General features: G+C 72.2%; 4 protein-coding genes. 1 reads left to right on the top strand and 3 read right to left on the bottom strand.

What is annotated here, in order from left to right:
- Together I5G_RS16965 and I5G_RS16960 are read right to left on the bottom strand one after the other, a co-directional pair.
- Window positions 1-3901: DUF3418 domain-containing protein (locus tag I5G_RS16965; protein ID WP_022880128.1), on the bottom strand; the 3901-nt coding region annotated here is incomplete at its 3' end.
- A 128-nt stretch (window positions 3902-4029) separates the two neighbouring features.
- Window positions 4030-5190 carry a glycoside hydrolase family 3 N-terminal domain-containing protein gene (locus I5G_RS16960; protein ID WP_022880127.1) on the bottom strand — a complete coding sequence of 387 codons (1161 nt, stop codon included), beginning with the start codon at window positions 5188-5190 and terminating at the stop codon, window positions 4030-4032.
- An 88-nt stretch (window positions 5191-5278) separates the two neighbouring features.
- Here I5G_RS16960 and I5G_RS25540 point away from each other — a divergent pair, with 88 nt between their 5' ends.
- Complete coding sequence (locus I5G_RS25540; RefSeq protein WP_022880126.1) at window positions 5279-6025, top strand: MerR family transcriptional regulator; 747 nt, start codon at window positions 5279-5281, stop codon at window positions 6023-6025.
- 7 nt (window positions 6026-6032) lie between these two features.
- On the opposite strand, the gene I5G_RS16950 is transcribed toward I5G_RS25540, so the two are convergent.
- A complete protein-coding gene (locus I5G_RS16950; RefSeq protein ID WP_022880125.1) occupies window positions 6033-7286 on the bottom strand; it encodes an LCP family protein in 1254 nt (417 codons plus the stop codon).
- Window positions 7287-7328 lie beyond the last annotated feature (42 nt).

Genomic DNA, 7328 nt, shown 5'->3' with positions numbered 1-7328 from the left:
TGCGAGAGAGGATCCCGGAGAAGATCAGGCCCCCCAGCTGCCCGCGCACGTCGTTGAGGGCTCCGAGGAGCGTGATGGACGAGGCATCCTTCATCGCCCTCTCCACCTCGCGCTGCCCCAGCAGGATTCTCGCGACGAGCGACACCGCCTGGAAGGTCTGCTCGACCGACGCGGCCGAGAACGCATCGCGCACCCGCTCGAAGTCCGCGCGCGTGCGCACCACCCCTCTCGGCGCGTGCCGGAGGAGCACGTCGTCGGCGACCGCGACGCGCGCGTCCTCGATGAGGGCCTTCGCGTTCTGGTACGGGGACGCCGCGAGCGCGAGCTTCTCGTTCGCGGTGAGGTGGTCGAGCACGTACGTCGCGGGGGAGGGGACGTCGAGCAGCAGCAGTCGACGGATGCCGGCGCGGGTGTGCCGCGCGGCATCCTCGGGCGTCGCCTCGACGCGCAGCGCGACGCTGTCGCCCTCGTCGACCAGCGCGGGGTAGCCGCGGACGACACCACCGGCGACCGGGGTGTCGACGACCTCGGCGAGCTCGTCGAAATCCCAGGTCGTGAGCTTCGCCCGCGAGGCGAAGGCGGGGGATGCCTCGGCGACCCGCGCCGCGGCGGTCCGCACCGGCGGGCGCGCGATCGTCGACTCCACGCTCGAGCGCGCGCGGTCGGCGAGGCGTCGCTGCAGGGCGCCGAGGTCGCGGTCCGAACCGACGGCCCGCCCGCGGGGATCGACCGCGCGGAACGACATCATGAGGTGCCCCGGCACGCGGTCGAGTTCGAAGTCCGCGGCGCTCACACGCTGGTTCGCGACGCGCTGCACCTGTGCCGCGAGCGCGTCGACGAGCGTGGTCCGGGGCAGGCCGTTCGCGTGCTCGGGCCCCTTCTCGGCGAGCTCGGCGCTGAATTTCTCCGCCCAGTCGGCGGCGGGGACGACGTTGCGGCGGATCGTCTTGGGGAGCGCGCGCAGCAGGGCCGTCACCAGCTCGTCGCGCATCCCGGGCACCTGCCAGTCGAAGCCGTCGGGTCGCAGCTGCGCGAGGAGCGGCAGCGGCACCACGACCGTCACGCCGTCGTCGGGGGCGCCCGGCTCGAAGCGGTAGGCGAGGTTCAGCGTCTGGTCGCCCTGGCGCCAGCGCGCGGGGAACGCCCGGTCGTCGCCCTGCGCGCGATCGCCGGTGAGGTCGGACTCGCGCAGGTCGAGGAGGTGCGGCGTGCGGTTCGAGGCATCCTTCCACCACGTCTCGAACGAGCGGACGTCCGTGACGTCGGCGGGGATCCGCGCGTTGTAGAACGCGAACACCGCTTCGTCGCCGACGAGGATGTCGCGGCGGCGCTCGCGCTCCTCGATCTTTTCGAGCAGGCGGCGCTGCTCCTGGTTGCGGCGGAGGAAGGCGGTCAGGCGCTTGTCGAGCACCGACGGATCCCACTCGCCCTCGACGAGCGCGTGCCGCACGAACATCTCGCGCGCGAGCGGGCGGTCGAAGCGCGAGAGCTGCACGCGGCGTCGGCCGACCAGCTCGACCCCGAACAGCGTGACCTTCTCATACGCGGCGGCGGAGCCGGCATCCTTCGACCAGTGCGGCTCGCTCAGCGACCGCTTCACGAGATCGGGGGCCAGGTCCTCCGCCCACGCCGGGTCGACCGCCGCGACGGTTCGGGCGAACAGGCGCGAGGTCTCGACGAGCTCGGCTGCCATGACCGCGGACGGACGCTTCTTCTTCAGCCCCGAGCCGGGGAAGATCGCGAACCGCGCGCCGCGCGCGCCGATGTACTCGCCCTTGGTCGGGCGGGTGTCGCCGGGGGCCTTGCGGTCCTTGGCCTGCGCCATCGTGCGGGGATCCAGGATGCCGATGTGCGACAGGAGTCCGGACAGGATCGCGCGGTGGATGGCATCCCCCTGCGCGTGGCCTTCGGGGGCTTCCCGCTGCGAGCCGCGTGCCGTTTCTGACGTGGCATGTCCCGAATTGTGCGGTCTCGAGCGGCCCGACGCCGCACTTTGTGGGACATGGTTCCTCGCCCCACGGCCCTCGCGCCCCGCGCCGAGCAGCGACGTCAGCTGCCGGTGGACGTCCACCCACTCGCGCACGCGGACGTAGTTGAGGTGCTCGCTGCGGCAGAGGCGCCGGAACGCGCTCGACCCGAGCTCGGCCTGCTTCTCCTGCAGGTACTCCCACAGGTTGAGCAGCGACAGGAAATCGCTGGTCGGATCGGTGAAGCGCGCGTGGAACCGGTCGGCTTCCTCGCGGCGGTCCTCGGGGCGTTCGCGGACGTCCTGGATCGACATCCCGGCGACGATCGCCATGACCTCGGGCAGCACGTCGGCGCTGCGGGCCTCGAGCAGCATCCGGGCGAAGCGCGGGTCGATCGGCAGCCGCGCGATCTCCCGGCCGATGGCGGTGAGCCGCGGGCCGCGTTCGTCGCCGCGGCCTCTGCGCTGCCGCGAGGGGTCGCCGTCCTCGCGGACGTCGCGGTCGGTGTCGGCGGCGCGGGACCCGGGCGCCGGGAGCTTCACGGCCCCGAGTTCGACGAGGAGGTCGAACGCGGCCTTCACTCCGCGGGAATCCGGCGGCGTGAGGAACGGGAACGCCTGGATGTCACCGAACCCGAGCGACAGCATCTGCAGGATGACGGATGCCAGAGAGGTCCGCAGGATCTCGGGCTCGGTGTACTCCGGGCGGCGGAGGAAGTCGTCCTCGGAGTACAGCCGGATCGCGACGCCCGGCGACGTACGCCCGGCGCGGCCCGAGCGCTGCTGCGCCGACGCCTGCGACACGGCCTCGATGGGCAGCCGCTGGATCTTCGAGCGGTTGCTGTACCGCGAGATGCGGGCGGTGCCGGTGTCGACGACGTACCGGATGCCGGGGACGGTGAGGCTCGTCTCGGCGACGTTCGTGGCGAGGATGACACGGCGGCGGACCCCGGCGACGGTGGAGCGCTCGAACACCCGGTGCTGTTCGGCGGCGGAGAGGCGTCCGTAGAGGGGCAGGACCTCGGTCGGGGCGGCGTCCTTCTGGTACGCCCCGCGGATGGCATCCGCCGCGTCCCGGATCTCGGCCTCGCCGGGGAAGAAGACGAGAACGTCGCCCGCGGGCTCGCGGTCCAGCTCGCGGAGCGCCGCGACGACGGCGCCGACCTCGTCGACGTCGTCGGCGTCGCGGGTCGCGCGGGCCGAACTCCTGACTTTCTGTGGCGGTGCGGCCACGCGGCCACGGGATGTCGCGGCGTCGGAGCCGGCGGCATCCGGATCGTCAGGAGTTTCGCCCGCGCCGTCGGCGCCATCCGCCGGCCGGTACCGGATCTCGACCGGATAGGTCCGCCCCGAGACCTCGATGACCGGCGCGGGCACCGGTTCCCCGCCGGGCGCGGCGGCCGGGGCGGCGAAGTGCCGCGCGAAGCTCTCGGGGTCGATCGTCGCCGACGTGACGATGACCTTGAGGTCGGGCCGCTGCGGCAGGATCCGCCGCAGGTATCCCAACAGGAAGTCGATGTTGAGCGAGCGCTCGTGCGCCTCGTCGACGATGATCGTGTCGTAGCGCCGGAGCAGCCGGTCGCGGTGGATCTCGTTGAGCAGGATGCCATCGGTCACGAGCGCGACCCGGGTCTCGGCGGACACCTTGTCGGTGAACCGCACTTTGTAGCCGACGGTCGAGCCGAGGGGGACCTGCAGCTCTTCGGCGATGCGTTCGGCGATGGTCCGCGCGGCGATGCGGCGAGGCTGCGTGTGCGCGATGGACGTGCGCCCGAGCTCGAGGCAGATCTTCGGCAGCTGTGTCGTCTTGCCCGATCCGGTCGCGCCGGCGACGATCACGACCTGGTTGTCGCGGATGGCGCGCGCGATCTCGTCCCGCGCGGCGCTGACGGGCAGCTCGGGCGGGTAGACGATGACGGGTTCGGGGGAGGACACAGCCTTTCAGCTTATCGCGGTGGCGCGGCGTGCAGGGGCGCACCCCCACACCGATAAACGCTCTTCCTCCGCGGAAACGCCGTGACGCAGCGTTTCCGCCGAGGAAGAGCGTTTATCGGCGAGGGGTGTCAGGGCATCGCGGCCTTGGCGGCCAGGACCCGTCGGGCGGCGGCATCCACCTTCGCGGCGAACGCGGGGTCGGTCTGCGCGCGCCCGAGTACCGCCTGTCGCATCTCGGGGTACACCGACGGGTCGGCCGAGACGAGCAGCAGGTCCACGCCGGCGTCGATCGCGAGCGTCGCCCGGTCGGCGGGCGACCAGGGCTGCACCTGCTGCGCGGCGGAGAGGTCGTCGGTCGTGATCACGCCGTCGAACCCCACCCGGCCGCGGAGCACCCCGACCACCGTGGGCGAGAACGCCGCGGGCGCGTTCGGGTCGATCTTGGCGTAGATCGCGGTCGACAGCATCGCGACCGCCGGGCCCTGCTCCAGCACCGTGGAGTACACCCCGACGTCGGGGCCGTCGGCGGTGACGAAGTCGTCGGTCACGCCGGACGACGTGTCGGTGTTCTCGCCCACGTGCCCGAGCCCGGGGAAGTGCTTGAACGTCGGGAGGACTCCGCCGTCGCGCATCCCCTGCGCGAACGCTCCGGCCTTCGCGGCGACCGTCGCGGCGTCGTAGCCGTACTCGCGGTTCAGCTGCCCGATCGGCGGGTTGCTCCCCGCGGTCTCGGGGCTCGTGACGACGTCGGCGACGGGTGCGAGGTTCATGTTCACCCCCGCCTGGGCCAGCTGGCGGCCCCACGTCGCGGCGTTCGCGCGGAGCGTGGCATCGTCCTGCTGTCCCTGGTCGAGAGCGGACGGGATGCCGTCGAACCCGGGCCCCGAGAGCACCTGGACGTCGCCGCCCTCCTGGTCCGTCGACACCCACAGCGCAGGCTCCCCGGCGGGGACGAGGGAGGTGAAGCCGCTGACGAGGTCGGCGGTGGCCTGGATGCCGGCATCCGAACGCCCGTGGAGGAAGATGCCGCCGATGTGGTCGTCGCGCACCGCGGCGACGGTGGTCGCATCGGCGCCGTTGACCGAGGTCCCGACCATGAACATCTGCCCGACCCTGTCCTCGACGCTGAGTCCGGCGAGCGGATCCGGCGTCGGAGTCGGGGTGGGCGTCGGTGTGGGTGTCTGCGTCGTCGCGCTCGCCGTCGGCGTGGGAGCCGGTTCGGGAACGCAGCCCGTCAGCACCACGGCGGAGAGCAGCAGCAGGATCGTCGACCGCGCGATGTTCCTCACCCCTCGATCGTGGCGCATCGCGCGTCCGGTCGGGAGGATCCGTTCCGGGCTTGACTCTGCCGCTGCGTCAACCGACAGGGTGGATGCCATGAACGAATGGCCCATCGCCGAGGTCGCCCGCGCAGCCGGGGTGACCAGTCGCACGCTCCGACACTACGAGGAGGTCGGGCTGCTGCGCCCGTCCCGTGTCGCCGCGAACGGGTACCGCTTCTACGGCGAGACGGAGATCGCGCGCCTGTACCGGATCCTCGCGTTGCGCGCACTCGATCTGCCCTTGCCCGACATCGCGCGGGCTCTGGCGGACGAGCGATCGCTGGCCGAGACCATGCGCGCGCACGTCGCCGCGCTCGAGGAGGCGCGTTCCGCGATGGAGCGACGCATCACCGCGGTGAGGAGAGCCCTCGCCGCACTGGAGGAAGGGAAGGACATGGACATCGACGATGTACTCGCGGGGGTCGACGACTCGCGCTGGGAAGGCGAGGTACGCGAACGCTGGGGAGACGATGCCTGGGAGCGCAGCGCCGCCCGCCGCGCGGCCTTGAGCCCCGACGACCGGCGGGCGGATGACGCCCGGGGTCGCGCGGTCATCGCCGCGTTGAGAGACGCGGCCGAGCGCGGGATCGCGCCCGACGCCGCCGAGTTCCAGGACCTCATCCGCACCCATCACGCCTGGATCGCCGAGCAATGGGGGCGTGTGCCGGGTGCGGACGCCTACCGCGGCCTCGGCGACCTGTACGTGGACGACCCCCGGTTCGCCGCGAACTTCGGCGGCGCCGTGCAGGCGCAGGTGGTGCGCGACGCGATGGCGGCCTACGCCGCCGCGCACCTCGACTGATCCCCGGTCAGCCGTTCCCGGCGGAGCACGTTGCCTGGTCGGCCTTGGATCCGCTGATGTTGCTCGGCAGGTCGACCGTCCCGGGGCCGGCGCTCGCGCTCGCCGAGGGGTCCGGGGTCGCGGCGTTGGGGGCCGGGGTCGTCTCGGCGGGCGTCGGCGTCGGGGCGGACGGGTCGGCGATCACGCCGCCGTTCGCTCCGGCCTCGCCCGTGAGCGTGAGCGCGGCGTTGCGGTCCAGCGCGTCCCACAGGATCGCGGCGGAGGCCTCGTCGGGAATGACGTGGTTCGTGTCGGCCGGGTCGTCGACGACGGGGTACTGCACGAACGTGATGTCGTCGAACGGCACGTCTTTGAGCGTGTAGGCGAGCTGCGCGATGCGGATCGGGTCGGCGAGGCTCTGGCTCGGCGTGATGTTGTTCACCGCCGTGTTGGCGAGGCTGATGAGCGTCGCGGGGTTGGAGAGCACCTCGTCGCTGCGGAGCTTGTTGACCAGTCGCGAGAGGTACTGCTGCTGGTTGCCGATGCGGGCGAGGTCGCTGCCGTCGCCGATGCCGTGACGCGTGCGCAGGAACGCGAGGGCGTCGTACCCCGTGACGACGCGCGGCCCGGGCGGCCAGTCGATACCGGCATCCGGATCGTCGATCCCCTCGCCGCCGATGCAGACCTCGACGCCGCCGATCGCGTCGGTGATGTTGACGACGTTGCCGAAGCTGACCTTCGCGGCGAAGGGGATGCTCTGGCCGCTCAACTGCGAGACGGTGTCGGCGACGCAGGAGAGACCGCCGTCCTCGTACGCGCTGTTGATCGGGGCCTTGGACGCGCCCTCGAATTCCGAGCCGTCGGTGCCGGTGCAGGCCGGGATCGGGATCTGCAGGTCGCGCGGGAACGACACGACGGTCACCCGGCGCGGGTTCGTGGAGACGTGCAGCAGCATGTTGACGTCGTTGCGTGAGCCCTCGCTGCTCGGGTCGCTGCACCGGGCACCGAAGGCCTGCTTCACCTCGTCGTCGCACTCGTCGGTGCCGACGACGAGGAGCGAGAACGGCTGATCGTACGTGCTCAGGGCCGGTGGCTGCGCGGGGGCGTCCTTGAGCGGGACCGCGGCCTCCTGCAGGCGCTCGGTCAGCGACCAGGCGTAGAAGCCGCCGACGGCGACGGCGGCGACGACCGCGACGGTCAGCGCGATCGCCAGGGTCTTCGCTCCACGGCGCCACCCCGACGGGGGCCTACGGCGCGCGTGCTGCGCGGGGGGCTGCGTCATCCGGGTAGTCAACCACGCCGTCCGGAAAGAGGGAACGCGGGC

Source organism: Microbacterium sp. B19, from assembly GCF_000333395.1.
In the GTDB taxonomy this organism is placed as follows: domain Bacteria; phylum Actinomycetota; class Actinomycetes; order Actinomycetales; family Microbacteriaceae; genus Microbacterium.
This window is presented reverse-complemented; position numbering and strand designations above follow the sequence as displayed.

Coding starts and splice junctions, on each gene's coding strand:
- I5G_RS25540 (WP_022880126.1), top strand. CDS start 5,279: ATGAACGAATGGCCCATCGCCGAGGTCGCCCGCGCAGCCGGGGTGACC.
- I5G_RS16950 (WP_022880125.1), bottom strand. CDS start 7,286: ATGACGCAGCCCCCCGCGCAGCACGCGCGCCGTAGGCCCCCGTCGGGG.